This window comes from Klebsiella sp. WP4-W18-ESBL-05 (assembly GCF_014169075.1).
Taxonomy (GTDB): domain Bacteria; phylum Pseudomonadota; class Gammaproteobacteria; order Enterobacterales; family Enterobacteriaceae; genus Kluyvera; species Kluyvera ascorbata_B.
Map to the genome: position 1 here is coordinate 1,823,876 of NZ_AP022057.1, position 21,833 is coordinate 1,845,708.

Below are 21,833 nucleotides of genomic sequence, written 5' to 3' on the forward strand. Positions count from 1 at the left end.
TTTTTATCGCCTTATATCAATGCGTTACTTGCCTAAGCGCTCAAGCACCTGGCGGATGACGCGCTCCACGTTCTGCTCGCTGATGTCGCCTTCTACGGCTGCCGTTGCGCTGGCAAAGCGGTTATCATCCGCGGTGCTGGCCGGAGCAGGGGAGGCGAAGCGTGCGTCGTCGAGGATGCTGCGGCGCGGGTCTGCCTGCGGGCTGACGACCGTCGGCTGCGGTTCCACACGGCTGCCCGGCGCGCGCAGTTCATCAATCGAACGCACGCCGTAACCCACTTTGCGCACGTTCAGCAGGTTCATCGGCCCGACGTTGTCGGAGCTGGAACCGCCGCCGACCGCGCCGCAGCCGAGCGTCAGCGCCGGCGAGATATTGGTGGTGGCACCGATGCCACCGAGGGCCGCGGGCGTATTGATGAGGATGCGGTTGACCGGTTTTTCGAGGCAGAACTGGCGGATCACGTCCTGGTTACGGGTGTGGATCACCAGCGTGTGGCCAAGACCTTCGTTGGTCAGCAGCTCCACCACGCGGTGGCAGGCGGCTTTCCAGTCCTCTTCCACGTACAAGCCCAGCACCGGGCACAGTTTTTCGCGCGAGTATGGGTTCTTGTGGGAGACGGTGGTCTGTGCGGCAATCAGCACGCGGGTGCTGGCCGGAACGCAGAAGCCCGCCATCTGGCTTAAATAGAGCGCCGTTTTGCCGACCACTTGCGGATTGATGGTGCCGTTCGGGCGCAGCAGCAGGGCCGCCATTTTCGCCGCTTCGCTTTCGTTCATGAAGTAGGCGCCCTGAGCTTCCAGTTCGCGGTGGACTTCATCGTAAATGCAGCGTTCGACGATGATCGACTGCTCAGAGGCGCAGATCACGCCGTTATCGAAGGTTTTGCTGGTGATGATATCTTTCACCGCGTGGTGGATATCGGCGCTGCGCTCGATAAACGCCGGGCCGTTACCCGGGCCGCCGCTGATGGTCGGCGTACCGGAGGCATAGGCCGCGCGCACCATGCCTTCGCCGCCGGTCGCCAGGATCAGCGAGACGTCCTTGCTGTGCATCAGCTCGGAAGTGGCTTCCAGCGTCAGTTCGGTAATACCGTCGACGATACCTGCCGGTGCGCCCGCCGCTTCTGCCGCGCGTTTAACGATCTCAATGGCTTTCCAGCTGCACTGACGCGCCCCCGGATGCGGCGAGAAGATAATGGCGTTACCGGCTTTCAGCGCAATCAGCGTTTTGTAGATGACGGTCGAGGTCGGGTTGGTCGACGGCACCAGCGCGCAAATCACGCCCAGCGGTACGCCCACGTCCATCACTTTTTTCGCTTGATCGTCATGAATGATGCCGACGGTCTTCATATCTTTGATGGCATCGTAAACGCGCAGCGAGGCAAAACGGTTCTTCAGGACTTTGTCCTGCCAGTTGCCAAACCCGGTTTCTTCCGCGGCCATTTTCGCCAGCGCTTCGGCATGATGCGCCGCTTCCTGGGCCACGTTCTTCACGATGGCGTCGATTTGCTGCTGCGAAAAAGTGGCCATAATCGCTTGCGCCTTTTTGGCGTTACGCACCAGCTCACGCGCATTCTGGCGAGAGCGCAAATCGGTATCCAGTTCAATCATGAGTCTATCCTTCATCAGACTAAAAGAGTGCAGACGGGGCGTGCCCAGTCAGGTCATGCTTTGTGCTGCGACGCGATTTTTTCGATATCGTTATGCGGGCGCGCAATCACGCGGGAGGTGACGACTTCACCAATGCGTTTTGCCGCTTCCACGCCGGAATCCACCGCGGCGTTCACCGCGCCGACGTCGCCTTTCACCATCGCGGTGACCAGGCCGGAGCCGACGTTTTCATAGCCAATCAGCTCAACGTTGGCGGCTTTACACATGGCGTCTGCCGCTTCAATGCAGGCCACCAGTCCTTTGGTTTCAATTAAGCCAAGCGCTTCTTTCATCATGATTTCTCCGGTTATTCGGTAATTTTGTAGTGAGCGACAATCTTGTTGATGTCGTTATGCGGGCGGGCGATAACCAGCGAGGTCACCACTTCACCGATGCGCTGTGCGGACTCGACGCCGGAGTCCACCGCCGCTTTTACCGCGCCGACGTCGCCTTTCACCATCGCGGTAACCAGGCCGGAGCCGACGTTTTCATAGCCGATCAGTTCGACGTTAGCGGCTTTACACATCGCGTCCGCCGCTTCAATGCAGGCCACCAGGCCTTTGGTTTCGATCAAACCTAATGCATCACCCATTTGCGTTCTCCTGGCCTTAAGCCTTGTGTTTAATGACGATTTTGTTGATGTCGTTATGCGGACGCGCAATGACCAGCGACGTCACCACTTCCCCGATGCGCTGCGCGGACTCGACGCCGGAATCTACCGCCGCCTTCACCGCGCCGACGTCGCCTTTCACCATCGCGGTGACCAGGCCGGAGCCGACGTTTTCATAGCCAATCAGTTCGACGTTAGCGGCTTTACACATCGCATCCGCCGCCTCAATGCAGGCCACCAGACCTTTGGTTTCGATAAGCCCTAATGCATCACCCATGGCTCTCTCCTCAGAACAGGTTTGTGATTTGGAAAACCGTCCGTGTCACGGCATTTACCCACGGCTGCGGCGTTCGTGAGTCACTATAAGGAAGGGCGAGTGATTTGGAATTTAAATCCAGAAGGCGTAGTGAATTAGAATAAAACTCTGTGATTTAGCTATTTTATCACCACTATTTATCTATTTGTCCTGTTGTGGAGGAGGCGATTTGGCTGCCAATATCGCGGCCTGGAGCGCAAATTTTTCATCGGCGATAAATGTTATTTATTTGCTAAATAATTATGCGGCTGGGGTAAAAAGGCGGGCGGTTAACTGTGGCGAGGCTCAAGATTTTTTATGGAGTCTAAATGCAAAAAGTGCTGTTTATTCAGTTGAAAAAAAGAGGTTAAGCCGAATGGTGCGGTGTATCACACTATTAACTTCGTTAATAACGACATTTTTGTCGAGCGAGTGGCTTGCGGTGACGGCCTTCACTATGCATTTAGCGCGGCAGAGCGGGATTTTGCTCCGGGGAGTCATGCCAGTCAGTTAAGCTATATTCGTAAGCCGGATAAGCAAAGCGCCATCCGGCATACCGCGCGGCAGATTGCCGGATGGTGGCGTAAACGCCTTATCCGGCCTACGGTTCCGGTTCCTGAATTCAACGCGTTAACTGACCAGCATGACTCTCCGGGGAGGGGCTTTTTTGATGATGTGGGTTAGTTCAGCGTGCTGCCTGATTTCAGCGTGCAGATCCACAGCGGGGAGTTGATGGAACTCAGCAAGATAGCTTTATCGTTCAGCTTTTGGGCGTTGAGGAACAGCCCGTCGTGGCTGTCGGACATTTCACGCATAAAGTAGTCGAATATCACGTTCGGCGACTCATCGATGGACGAGGCGCTGGCCTCCCACTGGCTGATGCGATAGTGGCGCTCGGTGGCGGAGATGCGCTTGCTGTTGTAGTTGAACTTCACGTAGCGCTGCAGGTACAGCCAGCCGGCGGCAGAATCGGTATAGCCTTCCACCACCATTGAGCCTTTCCCCTGAGGGCCAAAATTGAAGTGAATATTGCCGTTTACATTCTCTTTGTCCATGTTTTCAAAACGCATAATGCCTTTGGTAGAGCAGCTCATCGCCCCGGCGTCGCTGGCGGGCAGCAGCCGCCAGGCGCTAAATCCGACGGCGGCAATCAGTACCAGAACGGACAGGGCAAAAAAGGTACGCGGCGCGAGTCTCATTGCGGCTTCCAGGAATAGTAAAAGTAGTTATCGCAGTAGCTGAACGGGTTATCTTCATGCATGGCGCAGTGGGCAAGAAACACGCGTCCCAGACCGTTGGTTTCCAGCCGGTCGCCGTAGAAAAAGAGAAAGCGTTCCCCCGGTTTGCAGGCGATATTTAAACGCTGGCGCACCTCATCGAAATTTTTACCGTAGGCACCGGCGCTGACCGAACGGCGCATCTCGTCGCTGGCCAGCAGCTCGCACTGGCTGTGGCTGAGACGGGTAAGCGCAATGGGCCGCGATTCCCGCGGGCCAATCAGGCTAAACAGGATCAGCAGCAGCGCGATAGTCAGTAAACATCCTCCCGCCATATACCAGCACATACCGCGCGCGTGGGCGCTGCGCGGCAGCGCTGTGTTGGCGGCAGCGGGTAACGCCTCGGGCTGCGCGTCTGGCTGCGTCTCGGGCTGGACGGACTCCGCGGGTTCAACGGGCGGGGAGGCGTCCAGCGGTTCCACCAACACGTCTGGATTAAGCTGCAAATAGCCGCGTGAGACGGTGATGATGATGTTGTCGATACCGTAGTGGCGGCACGTTTTACGTAGCATGCTGAGGTACTGGTTCAGGTTGCTGTTCGAGGAGGTTAATCCGTTGTCATCCCAAACTTTTTTCAACACCTCTTCGCGGCTGACGATGCCGGGGTGGCGCAGGAAAAAATCGAGCAGCGCGCTGGCGGTAATCGACAGCTGGCTGTCCGGCTCATCGCTTTGCGGCAGCGTCAGGGTACCGTCGGTAGCATCGTAAATAAAACGGGCATTGATGTTGTAGCGCATCGCGGCCTCAGTCTCAGTGCTTCATGCGGGAAGCGTCATCTTATTGAGGGAGTCAACCAGCGCGCGGCGGTGGCCTGCGCTCATGGTGATCCCTTCCGTCAACTCCGACAGCCAGATTCCGTCAGCGGCGTAACGCACCAGCGTGCCGGTTGGGCCGTTGTCCAGCTCGTCACCCTGCGCCAGTTTGTCCAGCATCCAGTCGCGCCAGCATTTACGTAGCACCGGTTCATCGGGCATCGCCAGCGATAGCACCATCAGCTGGCGGCTTTCATGGGTGTCCGTCAGATCGGCAAGATAGTTCAGGTAAGCGCGGGTGAAGCGGCCGTAGCTCACGCCGTCCTGCTGCATGAGCGCGGTAATCGCTTCTTCCATAATGGCCAGCAAACGGGCGAACAGGGCAAAGATCAGCGCTTGTTTATTGGGAAAGTGGTGAATCAGACCGCCTTTGCTGACGCCAGCCTCGCGGGCCACGGCGTTTAGCGAGAGAGCGGCAATGCCGTCTCGTCCGGCGATCGTCGCAGCGGACTCAAGCAGCTGCTGATGCAAACGGACGGGATCTTTTTTACGGTGCTGAGTGTCGATATTCATGGGCCGAATCATACCGACCAGACGGTATGATTATTTTTGACGGCGATCAAGGCGTGCGGGATGTCCGTAAAATGAATGCGGGTAATGCGTGAGAGGTCACAACTTGTAGTAGAAATCAGCCTGTTATCATAGCGTTCATCCGCGATGCGCATATCGCGGATCGCTGTTTCCGCGGGTCACGATGGGAAACAATCACCGCACGACATCATGACTTTTTGCCTATTAAGGCCGTTTTCATCTTTCTCTTCGAACGCCTATTTCAACCTTAAATGGTGGCAAAAGGAAATGCGAAATATCGCTAAGCATTTGCATTTTTCACCCGCCTTTAGCCACGCGCATCAATTATTTTACCTTTAGATAACAATCACTTTCGCCAAATGATATTTGGTAATAAGGCATAGCAAATCGTTATTTGTTCCGCTAAGGGCAGTGTGGGAGCGTAAAAAGACAATACAAAAACAGGGGTATCCAGAAAGATTATGGCAAAGACAAAACAGACAGTAGCACAGCTCGCCATCATGACCGGCCTGGCCGTCGCCAGCGTTACCGCGTTTAGCGCGCAGGCAGATCAGCTGGCCGATATTAAAGCGAAGGGCGTGGTGAAGGTGGCCACGTTTGACGCGAACCCACCGTTTGGTTCCGTGGATGCCAAAACGCACGAGCTGGTCGGCTACGATGTCGATTTTGCGAAGGCGCTGGCCAAATCGCTGGGGGTAAAACTGGAGCTGGTCGCAACCAATCCGGCGAACCGCATCCCGCTGCTACAGTCCGGCAAGGCCGACCTGATTGTGGCCGATATCACCATCACCCCGGAGCGCGCGCAGGTGATTGACTTCTCCACGCCTTATTTTGTGACCGGACAGCAGTTCCTGGTACCGGTCAGCGGTAGCGATAAGCTTGACGGCTACAGCAAGGCGCGCATTGGAGCAGTGAAGGGGACGACCGGTGAGCAAACGCTGCACCAGCGCTTCCCGCAGGCCCGCGTGCTTTCTTATGACGATATCCCGCTGGCGCTGACCGCCCTGCGCAACGGTAACGTGCAGGCGATTACCCAGGACAGTACGATTCTGGCCGGTCTGCTGGGCGAAGCGCCGGATAAAGCCAAATTCAAAATCCTGCCGGATCTGCTGAGCAAAGAAGAGATTGGCGTCGGCGTGAAGAAAGGCGAACCGGCGCTGCTGAAAGCGGTTAACGATGAGCTGGTGGCGCTGGAAAAATCCGGCGACGCGGCAAAAATCTATGACGTCTGGTTTGGCCCCGCCACCAAAGCGCCACAGCCCCGTTCCTTTACCATAGAAGCAAAATAATATGTTGTCGGCTTTACGCACTCTTTCCGCGGCCAAGGCCGCGGATTTTTCACATCTGGAGAACGCCAGCGTGGCCTTCCGACAGGTCGTGAAAACCTACGGCGATCATCGCGTGCTTAACGGCATCGATTTGACGATTAACCCCGGCGAGGTGGTGGCGATTCTCGGGCCTTCGGGCTCGGGGAAATCGACGCTGATTCGCCTCATTAACCAGCTGGAAAACCTGAGCGGCGGCGAGATCCTGATAGACGGTAAACCGACCCGAGGGCTCCGCGGCAGAGCGCTACGCCAGCTGCGCAGCCGCATTGGTTTTGTTTTTCAGCAGTTCAATCTCTATGCCCACCTGACCGCAGCGCAAAACATTACCCTGGCGCTGGAGACGGTGCACGGCTGGCCTCATCAGGACGCACAGGCGCGCGCGCTGGCTCTGCTGCATAAGGTTGGGCTAGCGGAAAAAGCCGACGCCATGCCGTCTGAACTCTCCGGCGGTCAGCAGCAGCGCGTGGCGATAGCGCGGGCGCTGGCCTCATCGCCGCAAATCATTCTGTTTGATGAACCCACCTCGGCGCTGGATCCGGAAACGATTGGCGAGGTGCTGCACGTCATGCAGTCGCTGGCGCACAGCGGTATCACGATGATCGTGGTGACCCACGAAATGCAGTTTGCCCGTGAAATCGCCGATCGCGTGGTGTTTATCGACGGCGGCGACGTGCTGGAGGTCGCCGCGCCGGAGGCCTTTTTCACCCGGCCGCAGCACCCGCGCGCGGTACGTTTTTTGCAGAAGGTGCTCGACCCGCTGCATCAGGAGCGAATGGCGTGATGATTCCTTTTGATTGGCAGGGCGTGCTCAGCGGGCAGCCTTTGCAGTGGATACTCTCCGGTTTTCTCACCACCCTCTGGGTGACGCTTGCCGGCATGGCGCTGGCCAGCCTGCTGGCGGTGCTGTTTTTGCTGCTGCGGCTGGCGGGCGGTCGCGGTGGTGCGGCGGTGGCCGCCGTGTGGGTCTCGCTTTTTCGCAATACGCCGCTGCTGGTGCAGCTGTTGTTCTGGTACTTTGCCGGCTGGAATTTTTTGCCGCAGATCGTACGCGACTTCGTTAACGATCCGCACGACTGGTCAATTCTGCCGGGTAATGTCTGGTGGCTGACGCCCGAGTTTCTCTGTTCAGCGTGGGGCCTTGGCGTGTTCACGTCGGCGTTTCTGGTCGAAGAGATAGCCGCCGGGCTACGCAGTGTCCCTGACGGCCAGCGAGAAGCCGCGCTGGCGCAGGGTTTTTCGCATGCCAGCCTGCTGCGCCATATTCTGTTGCCGCAGGGGCTGGCGAACGCCTGGCAGCCGGTGGTTGGGCAATATCTTAACCTGATGAAGCTCTCTTCGCTGGCGAGCGGCATTGGCTTTGCCGAACTGACCTATCAGGTACGGCAGATTGAAAGCTATAACGCCCATGCGCTGGAGGCCTTCGCCGTGGGCACCGTACTGTATCTGCTGACCGGCGTGGTGCTGGGGCTGCTGTTGAGCCGCCTGGGGCCGAAACCGCACGGAGTATCGATGCGACGGCGTCGGGCGGCCATTGCGCAGAGAGGTATACAGCATGAACGCTAGTCTGGCGACGATCGTGGATAATCTCGACTATCTGCTGTGGGGGCGGCTGGCCGAGGGAGAGCCCGGCGGAGTCGTGCTCACGCTAATGATGGCGCTGGAGGCGGGGGCCATGGCGCTACCGGGCGGCGTACTGCTGGCCTGCACAGCGTGGCGTTTTCCCGGCACCGTGCGTCGCCTGTTGTATCTGTGGGCAGAGATTATTCGCGGTATTCCGCTGATTTTTGTCATCTTCTGGCTGTGGTATCTGCTGCCGATGCTGACCGGCAGCGATATGCCAGGCGCGGTGACGGTGACTTTTGCGCTGGCGTGGTTTACCGCCGCCTCGGTAATGCACTCGGTGCTGGCCGGGCTGCATGCGCTGCCGGGCGGGCAGTATGAAGCGGCGTTGACGCAGGGCTTTAGCGCCGGCCAAATCCTGTGGCGGATTCTGCTACCGCAAACGCTGCGCAACGTACTGCCGTCGTTGGTGGGTATTTTTATCGGCCTGCTCAAGGATACATCGCTGGCGTTTATCGTTAACGTACCGGAGTTGACGACCGTGGCCGGGCAGGTGAACAACCGCGTGCAAATCTATCCGACGGCAATCTTTGCCTTTATCGGCGTCGTCTATTATCTGCTGTGTTTCGGCCTGGAAAGGGGGGCAAAGCGCTGGCAGCGGCGACTGAGGGTATAAAAAAATAGCCCGGCGTCGCGATGGCTGGCCGGGCTACTGAATGAATTTTGTAGGCCTGATAAGTATAGCGCTATCCCGGATAGCGGCGTTGCCTTATCCGGCCTACACGCTCGGATCAAACGTTTTTACGTTCGATGGTTTGTTCGCCCCAGAACAGAGAGTCTTTATCTGTTTTGCTGAAGGCCAGCTCCAGGACGGCATCGCTGCCTTCTTCCCAGATTTGTTCCGCCGCTTTTTCATCATATTTTGCGAGTTCAAAAATCGCTTCGGCGATCTCTGGTGAAGTGTTGCGCAAGCTCGCCCATTCACCGATATGATGTGTTTTGCCTTCTTGTGTGGGCATATCTCTTCTCCCTCAATTAGCCTTTTAATTTAACCGCCAGGCCTGCGACGTATTCGCCCTGATAGCGGGCAATCGCCAGCTCTTCCTGGCTTGGTTGACGTGAACCATCGGCACCAGCAATGGTGGTTGCGCCATACGGCGTACCGCCACGCACCTGCGAAATATCAAACAGTTCTTGTGCCGCATAACCGATCGGTACAATGACCATACCGTGGTGGGCGAGCGTCGTCCAGGTCGAAGTGATGGTCTGTTCCTGGCCGCCACCGGTACCGGTAGAGCTAAAGACGCTCGCCAGTTTGCCGTACAGCGCGCCGGATGCCCACAGACCGCCGGTTTGATCGAGGAAGGTACGCATTTGTCCGGCCATGTTGCCGAACCGGGTGGGGGTACCGAAGATAATGGCATCGTAGTTTGCCAGTTCCTGCGGGGTGGCTACAGGGACCGCCTGCGCTTTGCCGCCGGCTTTCGCAAATGCTTCTGCTTGCATGGTTTCTGGTACGCGCTTGATGACAACGTCTACGCCATCGACTTTGTTTGCGCCTTCAGCAACGGCTTTGGCCATCGTTTCAATGTGTCCATACATAGAATAATAGAGCACCAGAACACTTGCATTTCCACTCATCTTAACTCTCCTGTGTCAAATTCGTTGGTTACGTAACAAGCTCCAATAAGCATAGTTCGTGTTGCGGGATTCGCTGCATCGCAGCGGCAATTAATTGCCAATTGCGTTCGTTTGCTGCTTTATTAAACGAAACTTGCTCAGGTTTTGAGTGAAAATAGATATGTTATTAATAACCATAATAAATAATACTGAGCATTAATTATTTATTTGATTGATTATCATCAACAAAACCGCCCCGTCTTATCAGGACAATGCCTGCGAATGATTCAGCGCAATGACGGAAGATGAATGAAAAAACGGATGGTTGCGGCAGCGCTGATGGGCGCGAGCCTGCTGGCGGTCACGCTGGCATCTGCGCAGGCGGTGACGCAGTACACGCAGGTGGCGAAAAAGCGCGCGTATCACGGGTTTGGTATCACCGTCACGCGCGCGGGCGACGCGGTGAGGGTGAACGGTGAGGCGGCGCGAAAACAGGAATACAGCGCCGACGCCGATGTGTTTGTTCACGGGCCGTACCGCATCGTGTTCCACAAACGCACGGGTAAGGTGAGGTTAATGAAGAACGGCACCTACCTGGGAGTACTAAAATCACGCTGACGCATCACGATACATTTTTCTCCCGCTGCTTTTCCCTGCCGCAAGCGTTGGTTATCGCCTGGCGTGAGGGGGAAAACCTAAAACCCGACGGCAGATATGTCAAAATATATCCAGCCGCTGCGGTGCCTGTCTTTGCCAGCTACGCTTATGACTACCCGCGCCATCTCGCGGGTGATGACGCTTTACATCGACGTCATGCACGATGTCGTTCTCTTAACGGGAGGTCAGTCATGGCAAATCATCGCGGCGGTTCCGGTAATTTTGCTGAAGACCGGGAAAGAGCAGCAGAAGCAGGTCGTAAGGGAGGCCAGCACAGCGGCGGGAATTTTAAAAACGATCCCCAGCGCGCCTCGGAAGCGGGTAAGAAAGGCGGGAAAAACAGTCACGGTAGCCATCGCGGAACCTAGGCGCGGCTGACGACATTTTTCTCTGCCCACCGCCGGTTTTACCGGCGGTGTTTTTTTGGGGGTTGAAGCAGGGCGACGCGATACGCAAAATAGAGGGGAATTTACAAGGAGAGGGCGTATGGCTCAGGATGCAGTAAAGAAAAGCGGCAAACGTTCTCAGGCGGTAAGCGCCAAAAAACAGGCGATACTCAACGCTGCGCTAAATACCTTTTCCCAGTATGGCATCCACGGCACCCGGTTGGATCAGGTTGCCGAGCTGGCCGGGGTGTCAAAGACGAATCTGCTGTACTACTTCCCGTCAAAAGAGGCGCTGTACGTTGCCGTCATGCAGCAGATCCTCGATATCTGGCTGGCGCCGCTGCGCGCCTTTCGCGAAGATCTGGCGCCGCTGGCGGCCATCGGCGAATATATTCGCCGCAAGCTGGAGGTTTCGCGCGACTACCCGCAGGCTTCTAAGCTGTTTTGTCTGGAAATGCTTCAGGGGGCGCCGCTGGTGATGGACGCGTTAACCGGCGATCTGAAACAGCTGGTAGCCGATAAGTCGGCGATCGTCGCCGCGTGGGTGAAGAGCGGCAAACTCGCACCGGTCGATCCGCACCACCTGATTTTTATGATTTGGGCCACCACGCAGCACTATGCGGACTTCGCCACTCAGGTTGAGGCGGTGACCGGCAAAACGCTGCGCGATGAGGATTTCTTCCAGCAAACCGTCGAGAACGTCCAGCGGATCATTATCGACGGTATTCGTGTGCGCTAGCTGGCGGGCGGTAGAGGGCAGCTCAGGTCACCCTCTTCACACTGGAGCAGCGAGGCGAGAAACGCTTCGCGCTCGGTGGTTTTATCGGTCAGGCACTGGCTGTTGATCATCGGCTGTACGCTGCCGCCGTGGGTGCTGGAGCTGAGAAACGCACAGTCGGCATCGCGCAGGGCAATCCACGCCGTCTGGGCTTTTTTCAGTAAATCGCGCTGGGTCGGTTCCGCGCGCTTTAGTACGTCCTGCCAGGTCTGATTGAGCTTCTTATCCGCTGCCTGATACTGCTCGGCGGCGCAGGCGTTCATCTCGGCCTGGGTATTGGCGCTGGCGCATTCGTCGGCCAGCGCATAGCCGCTGGTTAACAGCAGGGCGAGGGCCGGTAAAACAGATTTCATTCGTTGACTCCCAAAAGTAGGCTTCCCGAGCATAGGCTCTGGATATAACACGATTTTAACCTGGAATCTCCTCCAACCAGCGTGCGTTTTTCTGAATTTCAAAGCCAGCGCAATGTTCGGATAGACGCCTTTGGTCGAGAAGGTTGATGATCCCACGCTGGGTGTGAAACAAGGGAGATTGTCAGTGATGACGGGCACGGAAAGTCAGGTGCGGCTGGGGCTTTTTACTCTGGCGTGGCCGATATTTGTGGAACAGCTTTTGCGGTTGATGCTGGGCTACGTGAGCGTTTTTATGCTGGGGCACTACTCGGATGAGGCCGTGGCCGCCACCGGCGTGGCTAACCAGATCCTTGCCATTTCGGTGATCTTCTACGGCTTTCTGACCGTCGGCGTGCAAATTGTGGTGGCGCAGCTGCTGGGGGCGAAGCGCTTCCGGCGCATTGAGCGGGTGATCACCAACGGGCTGGTGGTCGCGTTTCTGATCGGGGTGGCGATGAGCCTGGTGTTTGTGCTGTTTGGCGATACCTTCCTACGGCTGCTGGGGCTCAGCGACGAACTGGTGACAGTGGGGTCGCCGTTTATTCGTATTATCGGCGGCATTTCGGTGGTTATTGCGCTGTACTCCTCCATCCTGCCGATTCTACGTACCCACGGCTACGTGCGTCAGGCTATGCTGGTGCCGATCGCCGTCAGCATTATCAACGTGGTATTTAACTATCTGTTTCTGTACGGCCAGCTGAGCTTCCTTGGGCTTGGCGTTACCGGTGTCGGTATCGCGGTGTGCATTGCCAACGTTGTGGGGATGCTGATGTCGGCGTGGATGCTGAAAAAGTACATCGGCTATGCCTTTCGCTGGCAAAACCTGCGCCACTGCTCGCGCAAAATACTCGGCGCGATTTTGCGCTTCGGCCTGCCATCGGCGGGTGAGAACCTCTCCTATGCCGGGTCGCAGCTGGTGGTCACCGGAATTATCGCTTTTCTGGGCACCGAGGCGCTGACGACCAAAGTTTACGCCTCGACCATCAGTCAGTTCGTCGCGCTGTTTGCGATGTCGATAGGCCAGGCCTCGCAGATTATTATCGGCCGTGCGGTGGGGGCAAGGGAGATTGAGTCCGCCTACCGGCAGGGGCTGAAAAGCTGGCGCCTCGGGCTGGCGGTGGCGTTTTCTATCAGCGTGGTTATCTACCTGCTGGCTGCGCCGATCATGCAGCTCTTTACCCCGAATCAGGAAATTATCGCGCTAACCCGTAAGCTGTTTTTACTGTCTATTTTGCTGGAGCTGGGGCGTGCGACCAATATCATTGTGATCAGCAGCCTGAATGCCACCGGCGACGTTCGCTTTCCGTTTATCTGCGGCATTATTGTGATGTGGATTATCAGCCTGCCGTTTTCGTATTGCCTCGGCGTGTACATCGGGCTGAGGCTGGTGGGGGTCTGGCTGGCCTATATTATTGATGAAGGGCTGCGGGCGATACTGATGTACCGCCGCTGGCGCAGTCGGGTGTGGACAACGAAGTCGATGTTTTAGGCCGGCCCGATAGGCGAAGCGCCATCAGACAAGATGTGTGCACATTGCCGGATGGCAGCGTAAACGCCTTATCCGGCCTCCCCATAAAAAACCCGGCGATTGCCGGGTCAGATTGCAGACAAACCCGCTCGCGCGGTGCCGGATGTCGATTTCAATCAGCGACGCCATCCACGCAGGCCCGATAAGCGTAGCGCCATCGGGCATTGCGGATGTTGTCATCAGTCTTACCCGGCAATCGCCGGGTTTGAAAATCTTAACCAATCGTCATCAAGCTGGCGTTTCCGCCCGCTGCGGCGGTGTTCACGCTGAGCGAACGCTCATGGTACAGACGCTCCAGCAGCAGGTTGGTTTCACCGCGGGCAAAGCCCTGCACCGACACAATCGCCCCGTCGCGCGCCGCCACCTGTTCGCACAGTTCGCGCAGCTGGTCAGAATCACCGTGGTAAATCACCGCATCGAAGAAGGCGTTCATCAGCGTTTCCGGTTTCGCGAAGTGGATACGTTCGCTCACCGCTTTCGGCAATGATTTCACCAGCTCACGTTGCAGTGGCGCATCCTGCCACAGCACTTCACTGCCTACTGCCATCACTGCAGACAGCTGGGTCAGCAGGTCCGTTTCGTTATCCGCCACGCACAGCACTCGTTCGCGTGGGACCAGCGTCCAGGTGTTGCGCTCGCCGGTGGGGCCCGGCAGCACCCGCTGGGTGCCGGCCTGTGCCAGCTCGCTGTACTGCTTGCTGATCGCCAGCAGCGCCGGGCGATCGGCCATCCAGCCCTGCAGTTCGGTCAGCGGTTTTTCCAGCAGCGTTTTCAACTGGGTATCGACGGCCTGACCGGCGTCCTGACGTGCCAGCGTTTTCGCCAGCGCCGTTTCCGGGCGGCTCGCCAGCAGGCGATACAGGTACATCGGGCCGCCCGCTTTCGGGCCGGTGCCGGAGAGGCCTTCACCGCCGAACGGCTGCACCCCAACCACAGCGCCCACCATATTCCGGTTAACGTACAGGTTGCCGACTTTCGCGCTGCCGGTCACCTGCGCGATGGTTTCATCAATGCGGGTGTGCACGCCCAGGGTCAGACCGTAGCCCGAGGCGTTGATCTGCGCGATCAGCTGATCCAGCTGGTTGCGGCTGTAGCGAACAACGTGCAGCACCGGACCAAAGACCTCTTTTTTCAGCTCGTCGAAGCTGTCGAGTTCAATCAGCGTCGGTGGGATAAAGGTCCCACTCTGCCATTCGCGGCTGTCTTCGGCATTTTCACGCGCGGCCTGGAACACGGTGCGGCCTTTGGCGCGCATGGCCTGAATGTGTTTCTCAATGCCGGCTTTCGCCTCGGCGTCAATCACCGGGCCGATGTCGGTCGTCAGGCGGCCCGGGTTGCCCATGCGGCATTCGGCCATTGCGCCGCGCAGCATGGTCAGCGTATGGTCCGCGACGTCATCCTGCAGGCACAATACGCGCAGGGCGGAGCAGCGCTGACCGGCGCTGTCGAAGGCGGAGGCGACTACGTCCACCACCACCTGCTCGGTCAGGGCGGAAGAGTCAACGATCATGGCGTTCATCCCGCCGGTTTCGGCAATCAGCGGCGTCGGGCGGCCCTGTGCGTCCAGACGGGTGGCGATATTACGCTGCAGCAGGCCGGCGACTTCCGTCGAACCGGTAAACATGACGCCGCGCACGCGGGCATCAGAGGTCAGCTGCGCGCCGACGGTTTCACCGCGACCCGGCAGCAATTGGACCACGCCAGCCGGTACGCCAGCCTCCAGCAGCAGTGCGATACCCTGCGCGGCAATGAGCGGCGTTTGTTCGGCTGGTTTTGCCAGCACGCTGTTGCCTGCGGCAAGCGCGGCGGCAATCTGCCCCATAAAGATCGCCAGCGGGAAGTTCCACGGGCTGATACACACCACCGGGCCCAGCGGGCGGTGGGTTTCGTTATCGAAGTCGTCACGAACCTGACCGGCGTAGTAGTGCAGGAAGTCCACTGCTTCACGCACTTCGGCGATGGCGTTGCTGAAGGTTTTACCGGCTTCACGTACCAGAATGCCCATCAGCGGCTGCATCTGATCTTCCATCAGCACCGCGGCGCGTTCGAGAATGGCGGCGCGCTCCTGCGGCGGGGTGGCGAACCAGATGGGGGCGTTGTTCACCGCGCTTTCCAGCGCTTGCTCTACTTCCTGTTCGCTGGCTTCCCGGACATAGCCGACGATATCTTTCGGCTCCGCCGGGTTAATCACCGACAGCATATCGCCGTCGGCAACCGGATGCTCCAGCATCGGTTTTGCGGTCCATTTATGCAGCGCGCTGTTGAGCAGCGAGGAGGAGAGCGACGCCAGGCGGTGTTCGTTGGCCAGATCCAGGCCTGCTGAGTTGACGCGGCCGCTGCCATAGAGATCGCGCGGCAGCGGAATTTTCGGGTGCGGCAGCCCGGACGCGCCTTCCTGCAGAGCCATCTTCTCGACGGCCAGCACCGGATCGGCGACCAGCTCATCCAGCGGCAGGCTGCTGTCGGCGATGCGGTTAACGAACGAGGTATTCGCGCCGTTTTCCAGCAGGCGGCGAACCAGGTAGGCCAGCAGCGTTTCGTGGGTCCCCACCGGAGCATAAATGCGGCACGGGCGATTCAGCTTGCCGTCAGCCACTTTCCCCACCACCTGCTCGTAAAGCGGCTCACCCATCCCGTGCAGGCACTGGAATTCGTACTGCCCCGGATAGTAGTTATTGCCGGCCAGCTGGTAAATCGCCGCCAGCGTGTGGGCGTTATGGGTCGCGAACTGTGGGTAAATCAGGTTAGGGACGCCGAGCAGCTTTTTGGCGCAGGCCAGGTAAGAAACGTCGGTATACACTTTGCGGGTATACACCGGATAGCCTTCCAGGCCGTCCATCTGCGCGCGTTTGATTTCGCTGTCCCAGTACGCGCCTTTAACCAGACGGATCATCAGACGGCGACGGCTGCGGGTGGCGAGGTCGATCAGGTAGTCGATGACGAACGGGCAGCGCTTCTGGTAGGCCTGAATCACGAAACCGATGCCGTTCCAGCCGGCCAGCGCCGGTTCGAAGCACAGTTTCTCCAGCAGATCGAGGGAGATCTCTAATCGGTCGGCTTCTTCGGCATCGATGTTAATGCCGATATCGTACTGGCGTGCCAGCAGGGTCAGGGACTTCAGACGCGGGTACAGCTCATCCATCACGCGATCGTACTGCGCGCGGCTATAGCGTGGGTGCAGGGCAGACAGTTTGATAGAAATGCCCGGGCCTTCATAAATGCCGCGGCCGTTGGAGGCCTTACCAATGGCGTGAATAGCCTGCTGATAAGAAACCATATAGGCCTGGGCGTCGGCGGCGGTAAGCGCCGCTTCGCCGAGCATATCGTAGGAGTAGCGGAAGCCTTTCTCCTCCAGCTTGCGGGCGTTGGCCAGCGCTTCGGCAATGGTTTCGCCGGTGACGAACTGCTCGCCCATCAGGCGCATCGCCATGTCCACGCCTTTGCGCACCAGCGGTTCACCGCTTTTACCGATAATCCGGTTCAGCGAGCGCGACAGGCTGGTTTCGTTGTGGGTGGAGACCAGCTTGCCGGTAAACAGCAGCCCCCAGGTGGCGGCGTTAACAAATAATGACGGGCTGCGGCCAATATGCGACTGCCAGTTGCCGTTGCTGATTTTATCGCGAATTAAGGCATCGCGGGTTGCCTTGTCAGGAATACGCAGCAGCGCTTCCGCCAGGCACATCAGCGCTACCCCTTCCTGAGAGGAGAGGGAGAACTCTTGCAGCAGGCTTTGTACCATTCCGGCGCGACCGCTGGCGGTTTTCTGATTGCGTAGCTTTTCCGCTAGCTTCCAGGCGAGCTGATGCGCCTGCTCGGCGATCGGCTGCGGCAGGCGTGCCTGCTCCAGCAGCATGGGGACGGCGTCGGTTTCGCTGCGGCGCCAGGCGGCGGTGATCGCGGCGCGGGTGACCGACTGGGGCAGGATCTGCTCGGCGAACTCAAGGAACGGCTGAGGGTTGTCGTCGGCCGGCTGTGGCGTTTCGTCGCTTTCGTTAGCGGCACCGGACAGCAGCGCGGGCAGCTCCGGCAGGAGCTCGTCATTTTCCAGCTTTTCCAGATAATTGAAAATTGCCTGCTTGATTAGCCAGTGAGGGGTACGGTCGATTCGGGTCGCCGCACTCTTAATTCGCTCACGCGTTGCGTCATCCAGCTTAACCCCCATGGTGGTGGTGCCCATGCCATCTACTCCTGTTGCTCGGTTGTCATATTTTTTGCGTAACAGGAATATCACCCATGTTGCAACTTTGTGCAACCGTGTTAAATGTGACGTCTGTTGCAGGCTTAAAAATGAATTAATTGTTAAAGATAAAACTTATGATAAAGGCGCTGAGCAATACGTCATGGTGCGAGTTTTTATGCGCTACTTAACAGTTATTTCGGGTGCAACCTGAAAAAGCGTGAGGGAGTGCAACCTATAGAAAAATGCTATCTCCGGCCTGATGCATTCGATGTAAATGCAGTGTTAAATCGTTTGTGAAAAAATTCCGCTTCCGTCAGGATACGGTCGCTTCAAATGATTGCCCCGTTCCGGCAATGATAAAAAACGGCAAATTGGGATGTTGCCGACGCATATTTCTGGAGAGTTGAATGACTATTAGCACCCCGATGCTGGTGACTTTTCTTGTCTATATTTTTGGCATGATCCTCATTGGCTTTATTGCATGGCGCAACACCAAAAACTTTGATGACTATATTCTTGGCGGCCGCAGTCTTGGGCCATTCGTGACCGCGCTGTCCGCCGGTGCCTCTGATATGAGCGGCTGGCTGCTGATGGGCCTGCCGGGGGCGATTTTTATCGCCGGGATCTCTGAAAGCTGGATCGCTATCGGCCTGACCCTGGGCGCGTGGATCAACTGGAAGCTGGTTGCCGGGCGTCTGCGCGTGCATACCGAAGTCAATAATAATGCCTTAACCCTGCCGGACTATTTCACCGGCCGCTTTGAAGACAAGAGCCGCGTGCTGCGCATTATCTCTGCGCTGGTGATCCTGCTGTTCTTCACCATTTATTGCGCATCCGGAATTGTGGCCGGTGCGCGACTGTTTGAAAGCACCTTCGGTATGAGCTATGAAACCGCGCTGTGGGCGGGGGCGGCGGCGACCATCCTGTATACCTTCATCGGTGGTTTTCTGGCGGTGAGCTGGACCGACACCGTGCAGGCCAGCCTGATGATTTTCGCGCTGATCCTGACGCCGGTTATCGTTATTTTCGCCGTTGGCGGCCTTGGCGATTCGCTGGAAGTGATTAAGCAGAAGAGCATTGAGAACGTCGATATGCTCAAAGGGCTGAACTTTGTTGCCATTGTGTCGCTGATGGGCTGGGGGCTGGGTTACTTCGGCCAGCCGCACATTCTGGCGCGCTTTATGGCCGCGGATTCCCACCACAGCATTGTGCATGCGCGTCGTATCAGCATGACGTGGATGATCCTCTGCCTGGCCGGTGCGGTGGCGGTAGGCTTCTTCGGTATTGCCTACTTCCAGAACAACCCGGCGCTGGCCGGACCGGTTGGCCAGAACGCCGAACGCGTGTTTATCGAGCTGGCGCAGATTCTGTTTAACCCGTGGATTGCCGGTATTCTGCTGTCAGCGATTCTGGCTGCGGTGATGTCGACCCTGAGCTGCCAGCTGCTGGTGTGTTCAAGCGCGATTACCGAAGATCTGTACAAAGCGTTTCTGCGTAAAAACGCCAGCCAGAAAGAGCTGGTGTGGGTAGGGCGCCTGATGGTGCTGGTGGTGGCGCTGGTGGCCATTGCGCTGGCCGCTAACCCCGAAAACCGCGTACTGGGACTGGTGAGCTATGCGTGGGCTGGCTTCGGGGCTGCGTTTGGCCCGGTGGTCCTGTTCTCGGTGATGTGGTCACGTATGACCCGCAACGGCGCGCTGGCCGGGATGATCATCGGTGCCGTTACCGTTATCGTCTGGAAACAGTTCGGCTGGCTGGGGCTGTACGAAATTATTCCTGGCTTTATCTTCGGTAGCGTCGGCATTGTGCTGTTCAGCCTGCTGGATAAGGCGCCGTCGAAGACGATGCAGGCGCGTTTTGCTGAAGCAGACGCCCATTACCACTCTGCGCCGCCGTCACGTTTACAGGAACAGGAACAGCGGTAGGCTGGATAAGGCGTTTACGCCGCCATCCGGCAATATGAGCCGAACAGCCTGATGGCGCTACGCTTATCAGGCCTACGTAAACCCGCGGTTTCGCGGGTTTTTTACGCCCATTACTCTAGCGTGCTAGTGATAATCAACGCAACTATATCGTTGCTATTCTTTTACATCTCGTCATTATTTCCCACATATTTCACTTGTGTTTCTTTTTGGCTTAATGATAATCACTATCACTCACATTTACCTGTCTTTGCATAAGTTGACGGCGTTTCACATTTAAGGGTGTTTGCATGTTTGTTCCTTTTCTCATCATGTTGCGCGAAGGGCTGGAAGCAGCGCTGATTGTCAGCCTGATTGCCAGCTATCTGAAGCGAACCCAGCGCGGTCGCTGGATTGGGGTAATGTGGATTGGCGTTTTCCTGGCCGCCGCGCTGTGCCTGGGCTTGGGGATCTTTATTAACGAGACGACCGGCGAGTTCCCGCAAAAAGAGCAGGAACTGTTTGAAGGGCTGGTGGCGGTCATCGCCGTGGTTATCCTGACCTGGATGGTGTTCTGGATGCGTAAAGTCTCCCGCAACGTCAAACAGCAGCTGGAGCAGGCGGTAGACAATGCCCTGCAAAAGGGGAATAACCACGGCTGGGCGCTGATCATGATGGTCTTTTTCGCCGTGGCGCGCGAAGGGCTGGAGTCGGTCTTCTTCCTGCTGGCGGCTTTCCAGCAGGATCTCGGTATCTGGCCGCCGCTGGGTGCGATGCTCGGCCTGGCCACCGCGGTAGTGCTGGGCTTTCTGCTCTACTGGGGCGGTATTCGCCTGAACCTTGGCGTATTTTTCCGCTGGACGAGCCTGTTTATTCTGCTGGTCGCGGCTGGGCTGGCTGCGGGGGCGATTCGCGCCTTCCACGAAGCGGGCCTGTGGAACGCCTTCCAGGATGTCGCCTTCGATCTCAGCGGCACGCTGACCACGCATTCGCTTTTCGGCACCCTGCTGGAAGGTATCTTTGGCTATCAGGAAGCGCCGAGCATCAGCGAAGTGGCGGTCTATTTCCTGTATTTGATTCCGGCACTGGTGCTGTTCTTCTGGCCGCCGCGTGCAACAACGTCAACATCCCGTATCGCCCCTTGAAAGCGATAACGGTGATGGCATCACACTCTACTTATTGAAAGGGATGGACCATGACCAAGAACTTCCGCCGCAGCGCGTTGCAGACGGGGATTGCCGCGCTCTTCTCGACGGCGTTTATGGCACACGCTGCCGATATTCCGCAGGTTAAAGTGACGGTAAACGACAAACAGTGTGAACCGATGTCGATTACCGTGGACGCGGGTAAAACCCAGTTTATCATTCAGAACCACAGCCAGAAGGCGCTGGAATGGGAGATCCTGAAAGGGGTGATGGTGGTGGAAGAGCGCGAGAATATCGCGCCAGGCTTTACCCAGAAGATGACCGCCAACCTGCAGCCGGGTGAGTACGAGATGACCTGCGGCCTGTTGACCAACCCGAAAGGCAAGCTGATCGTGAAGGGAGAAGCGGGCAAAGACGTGGCGAAAGCCGACGCGCTGCGCGATCTGGGCGCGGCGATTACCGCGTATAAAGCCTACGTGACGGCCGAAACCGCCGAACTGGTCAAAGGCACTAAAGCCTTTACCGACGCGGTAAAAGCGGGCGATATCGAAAAAGCGAAATCCCTGTATGCGCCGACGCGTCAGCACTACGAGCGTATTGAACCGATTGCCGAGTTGTTCTCTGACCTCGACGGCAGCATTGACGCGCGTGAAGACGACTACGAACAAAAAGCGGCCGACCCGAAATTTACCGGCTTCCACCGTCTGGAAAAAGCGCTGTTTGGCGACAACAGCGTTAAGGGCATGGAGCACTACGCGACCCAGCTTAATGGCGACGTGCTGGAGCTGCAAAAACGTATCGACGAGCTGGCTTTCCCGCCGTCAAAAGTGGTGGGCGGTGCAGCTGGCCTGATTGAAGAAGTGGCCGCGAGCAAAATCAGCGGGGAAGAGGACCGCTACAGCCATACCGATCTGTGGGACTTCCAGGCGAATATCGACGGCGCACAGAAAATTGTCGACCTGCTGCGTCCGCAGCTGCAAAAAGAGAACGCCGCATTGCTGGCGAAAGTTGACGCCAACTTCAAGAAAGTGGACGGCATTCTCGCGAAATATCGCACGAAAGACGGTTTTGAAACTTATGACAAGTTGACCGATGCGGACCGTAATGCGCTGAAGGGGCCGATCACCACGCTGGCGGAAGATTTGTCTCAACTGCGCGGGATTCTGGGGCTGGATTAAGTAAG

The 21,833-nt window shown here is 57.5% G+C and carries 23 protein-coding genes; 12 read left to right on the forward strand and 11 right to left on the reverse strand.

Features of this window, described 5'->3' with window-relative positions; translation table 11 throughout:
• Positions 1-24: 24 nt before the first annotated feature.
• Genes H7R58_RS08690 through H7R58_RS08705 form a run of 4 tightly spaced genes read right to left on the reverse strand, consistent with a single transcriptional unit; the run spans position 25 to position 2,537 of the window.
• Positions 25-1,611, reverse strand: coding sequence for an acetaldehyde dehydrogenase (acetylating) (locus H7R58_RS08690; protein WP_182929125.1), 1,587 nt, complete (start codon positions 1,609-1,611; stop codon positions 25-27).
• Between the two features lie 53 nt (positions 1,612-1,664).
• Positions 1,665-1,943: a BMC domain-containing protein gene (locus H7R58_RS08695; protein WP_015585230.1), complete on the reverse strand. Its 279-nt coding sequence runs from the start codon at positions 1,941-1,943 to the stop codon at positions 1,665-1,667.
• Between the two features lie 14 nt (positions 1,944-1,957).
• Complete coding sequence (locus H7R58_RS08700) at positions 1,958-2,242, reverse strand: BMC domain-containing protein (RefSeq protein ID WP_065356252.1); 285 nt, start codon at positions 2,240-2,242, stop codon at positions 1,958-1,960.
• A gap of 16 nt (positions 2,243-2,258) precedes the next feature.
• Positions 2,259-2,537 carry a BMC domain-containing protein gene (locus H7R58_RS08705; protein ID WP_001540796.1) on the reverse strand — a complete coding sequence of 93 codons (279 nt, stop codon included), beginning with the start codon at positions 2,535-2,537 and terminating at the stop codon, positions 2,259-2,261.
• A 208-nt stretch (positions 2,538-2,745) separates the two neighbouring features.
• Here H7R58_RS08705 and H7R58_RS08710 point away from each other — a divergent pair, with 208 nt between their 5' ends.
• A complete protein-coding gene (locus tag H7R58_RS08710) occupies positions 2,746-3,069 on the forward strand; it encodes a hypothetical protein (protein WP_182929124.1) in 324 nt (107 codons plus the stop codon).
• A gap of 166 nt (positions 3,070-3,235) precedes the next feature.
• Here the strand turns inward: H7R58_RS08710 and H7R58_RS08715 are convergent, their stop codons facing one another.
• Genes H7R58_RS08715 through H7R58_RS08725 form a run of 3 tightly spaced genes read right to left on the reverse strand, consistent with a single transcriptional unit; the run spans position 3,236 to position 5,169 of the window.
• On the reverse strand, positions 3,236-3,754 hold the full coding sequence (locus H7R58_RS08715) for a FidL-like protein (protein WP_106926174.1): 519 nt from the start codon (positions 3,752-3,754) through the stop codon (positions 3,236-3,238).
• Complete coding sequence (locus H7R58_RS08720) at positions 3,751-4,569, reverse strand: winged helix-turn-helix domain-containing protein (RefSeq protein WP_182929123.1); 819 nt, start codon at positions 4,567-4,569, stop codon at positions 3,751-3,753. Before H7R58_RS08720 ends, H7R58_RS08715 begins: the two co-directional genes overlap by 4 nt.
• Positions 4,570-4,590: 21 nt before the next feature.
• Complete coding sequence (locus H7R58_RS08725) at positions 4,591-5,169, reverse strand: TetR/AcrR family transcriptional regulator (RefSeq protein ID WP_106926178.1); 579 nt, start codon at positions 5,167-5,169, stop codon at positions 4,591-4,593.
• A gap of 506 nt (positions 5,170-5,675) precedes the next feature.
• Between H7R58_RS08725 and H7R58_RS08730 the strand changes: the two genes are divergently transcribed.
• Genes H7R58_RS08730 through H7R58_RS08745 form a run of 4 tightly spaced genes read left to right on the forward strand, consistent with a single transcriptional unit; the run spans position 5,676 to position 8,739 of the window.
• On the forward strand, positions 5,676-6,464 hold the full coding sequence (locus H7R58_RS08730) for an ABC transporter substrate-binding protein (protein ID WP_182930651.1): 789 nt from the start codon (positions 5,676-5,678) through the stop codon (positions 6,462-6,464).
• Between the two features lies 1 nt (position 6,465).
• The gene (locus H7R58_RS08735) at positions 6,466-7,284 is read left to right on the forward strand and encodes an amino acid ABC transporter ATP-binding protein (RefSeq protein ID WP_182929122.1); all 819 of its coding nucleotides are present in this window, start codon (positions 6,466-6,468) and stop codon (positions 7,282-7,284) included.
• The gene (locus H7R58_RS08740; RefSeq protein WP_106926184.1) at positions 7,284-8,066 is read left to right on the forward strand and encodes an amino acid ABC transporter permease; all 783 of its coding nucleotides are present in this window, start codon (positions 7,284-7,286) and stop codon (positions 8,064-8,066) included. The genes H7R58_RS08735 and H7R58_RS08740 overlap by 1 nt, the downstream gene beginning before the upstream one ends.
• Positions 8,056-8,739, forward strand: coding sequence for an amino acid ABC transporter permease (locus H7R58_RS08745; RefSeq protein WP_182934700.1), 684 nt, complete (start codon positions 8,056-8,058; stop codon positions 8,737-8,739). The genes H7R58_RS08740 and H7R58_RS08745 overlap by 11 nt, the downstream gene beginning before the upstream one ends.
• Positions 8,740-8,854: 115 nt before the next feature.
• On the opposite strand, the gene H7R58_RS08750 is transcribed toward H7R58_RS08745, so the two are convergent.
• Positions 8,855-9,082, reverse strand: coding sequence for a YccJ family protein (locus tag H7R58_RS08750; RefSeq protein WP_106926188.1), 228 nt, complete (start codon positions 9,080-9,082; stop codon positions 8,855-8,857).
• Positions 9,083-9,098: 16 nt separating this feature from the next.
• Entirely contained in the window at positions 9,099-9,704 is a 606-nt protein-coding gene (gene wrbA, locus H7R58_RS08755; protein ID WP_106926190.1) for an NAD(P)H:quinone oxidoreductase, read from the reverse strand.
• A gap of 288 nt (positions 9,705-9,992) precedes the next feature.
• Here wrbA and H7R58_RS08760 point away from each other — a divergent pair, with 288 nt between their 5' ends.
• From H7R58_RS08760 to rutR, 3 genes are all read left to right on the forward strand, one after another.
• The gene (locus H7R58_RS08760; protein ID WP_106926192.1) at positions 9,993-10,301 is read left to right on the forward strand and encodes a hypothetical protein; all 309 of its coding nucleotides are present in this window, start codon (positions 9,993-9,995) and stop codon (positions 10,299-10,301) included.
• Between the two features lie 230 nt (positions 10,302-10,531).
• Entirely contained in the window at positions 10,532-10,708 is a 177-nt protein-coding gene (locus H7R58_RS08765) for a con-10 family general stress protein (RefSeq protein WP_106926194.1), read from the forward strand.
• A 118-nt stretch (positions 10,709-10,826) separates the two neighbouring features.
• Complete coding sequence (gene rutR / locus H7R58_RS08770; RefSeq protein ID WP_106926196.1) at positions 10,827-11,465, forward strand: HTH-type transcriptional regulator RutR; 639 nt, start codon at positions 10,827-10,829, stop codon at positions 11,463-11,465.
• On the opposite strand, the gene H7R58_RS08775 is transcribed toward rutR, so the two are convergent.
• A complete protein-coding gene (locus H7R58_RS08775; protein WP_106926198.1) occupies positions 11,462-11,857 on the reverse strand; it encodes a lysozyme inhibitor LprI family protein in 396 nt (131 codons plus the stop codon). The genes rutR and H7R58_RS08775 overlap by 4 nt on opposite strands.
• Positions 11,858-12,044: 187 nt before the next feature.
• Between H7R58_RS08775 and H7R58_RS08780 the strand changes: the two genes are divergently transcribed.
• Entirely contained in the window at positions 12,045-13,385 is a 1,341-nt protein-coding gene (locus tag H7R58_RS08780; protein ID WP_182934795.1) for an MATE family efflux transporter, read from the forward strand.
• Positions 13,386-13,638: 253 nt separating this feature from the next.
• On the opposite strand, the gene putA is transcribed toward H7R58_RS08780, so the two are convergent.
• The gene (putA, locus tag H7R58_RS08785) at positions 13,639-17,601 is read right to left on the reverse strand and encodes a trifunctional transcriptional regulator/proline dehydrogenase/L-glutamate gamma-semialdehyde dehydrogenase (RefSeq protein WP_106926202.1); all 3,963 of its coding nucleotides are present in this window, start codon (positions 17,599-17,601) and stop codon (positions 13,639-13,641) included.
• A 410-nt stretch (positions 17,602-18,011) separates the two neighbouring features.
• Between putA and putP the strand changes: the two genes are divergently transcribed.
• From putP to efeO, 3 genes are all read left to right on the forward strand, one after another.
• Positions 18,012-19,529, forward strand: a complete 1,518-nt coding sequence (gene putP, locus H7R58_RS08790; RefSeq protein ID WP_106926204.1) for a sodium/proline symporter PutP — start codon at positions 18,012-18,014, stop codon at positions 19,527-19,529.
• A gap of 287 nt (positions 19,530-19,816) precedes the next feature.
• The gene (efeU, locus tag H7R58_RS08795) at positions 19,817-20,650 is read left to right on the forward strand and encodes an iron uptake transporter permease EfeU (protein ID WP_106926206.1); all 834 of its coding nucleotides are present in this window, start codon (positions 19,817-19,819) and stop codon (positions 20,648-20,650) included.
• 50 nt (positions 20,651-20,700) lie between these two features.
• A complete protein-coding gene (efeO, locus tag H7R58_RS08800; RefSeq protein ID WP_106926208.1) occupies positions 20,701-21,828 on the forward strand; it encodes an iron uptake system protein EfeO in 1,128 nt (375 codons plus the stop codon).
• Positions 21,829-21,833: the final 5 nt, after the last annotated feature.